2 protein-coding genes are annotated in these 1,308 nt (G+C 48.4%); both read right to left on the bottom strand.

Annotated elements, in window-relative coordinates; translation table 11 throughout:
• On the bottom strand, window positions 1–435 hold a 435-nt coding region (locus B4033_RS08585), incomplete at its 3' end, for a beta-ketoacyl synthase N-terminal-like domain-containing protein (protein ID WP_286833200.1).
• 163 nt (window positions 436–598) lie between these two features.
• Window positions 599–1,249 (bottom strand): 3-oxoacid CoA-transferase subunit B, encoded by a 651-nt coding sequence (locus tag B4033_RS08590; RefSeq protein WP_286833203.1) that lies wholly within the window; start codon window positions 1,247–1,249, stop codon window positions 599–601.
• Window positions 1,250–1,308: the final 59 nt, after the last annotated feature.

Raw genomic sequence — 1,308 nt, forward strand, 5'->3', positions numbered from 1 at the left:
CATGGTGGTGTCTTCAATCTTCTGGCTACGGCCATACGCTGTTTCTGACTTGCCCATCACGAATGGGGCACGCGACATGCTTTCTACACCGCCGGCAATAATCAGATTAGCTTCACCGGCTTTAATCGCCCGTGCTGCCATTGCGATTGCATCCATCGATGAACCACACAGGCGGTTTACGGTCGTTGCCGGCACCTGATAAGGCAAACCTGCAAGCAGGGATGACATACGACCGACGTTACGGTTATCTTCACCGGCCTGATTGGCACAGCCATAGATCACGTCATCGACCTGTTCCCAGTTCACCGATGGATTACGTTCAATCAAAGCTTTGATTGGTACAGCACCTAAGTCATCTGCACGGACAGGTGCGAGGCCACCGGCATAACGGCCGAATGGGGTACGGATGGCATCGATAATATATGCGTTTTTCATGGAGTATTCCCTTCTTTATAAAGTTCCCTCTCCTTTGAAGGAGAGGGTTAGGGAGAGGATGTCTGGAAATTCCCCTCATCCTAACCTTCTCCCAGAGGGAGAAGGAACGTTCAATCTCTATTCAATGTGTCGTTTAAAAATAGCGATGTCTGTCTATTTATACTCATCGAGTCGCATCAATCAGCATTGCACCTGTCATGGACTGCAATTCCTCAAATGATAAACCTTCAACTTTCTCGATCACTTTCATACCTTCAGACGTCACATCAATCACGCAAAGGTCGGTATAAATACGGTCTACGCATTTCAAGCCAGTCGCAGGGTAGTCAAGCTTTGCAACGATCTTTGGTTCGCCTTTTTTGGTCACATGGTCAGTGGTGATAAAGACTTTCTTCGCACCAACAGCCAAGTCCATCGCACCGCCCACAGCAGGAATTGCATCCGGTGCACCGGTATGCCAATTCGCCAAGTCACCATTTTCAGCGACCTGAAACGCGCCCAGTACGGCGATGTCTAAGTGACCGCCACGCATCATTGCGAATGAATCACCATGATGGAAGAATGAACCACCTTCAAGTAAGGTGACGAATTCTTTACCGGCATTGATCAGCTCAGGATCGCGGTCTTCTTCAGCAGGAGGAGGACCGAATGCTAACAGGCCATTTTCAGAATGCAGGAAGACGTCTTTATCGCTTGGCAGGTAGCTGGAAATCTTGGTCGGTAAACCAATACCGAGGTTTACATAGGCACCATCAGGAATGTCTTGTGCCACACGTTCAGCGATCTGGTCACGGGTCAGTTTGCTATAGCTCATTATTTATCTCCGATGCCAATTATTGTGCAGGTTTAACTTGAACAACGTGTTGAACAAAA

It is taken from the genome of Acinetobacter sp. UBA3132 (assembly GCF_002364825.1).
GTDB lineage: Bacteria > Pseudomonadota > Gammaproteobacteria > Pseudomonadales > Moraxellaceae > Acinetobacter > Acinetobacter schindleri.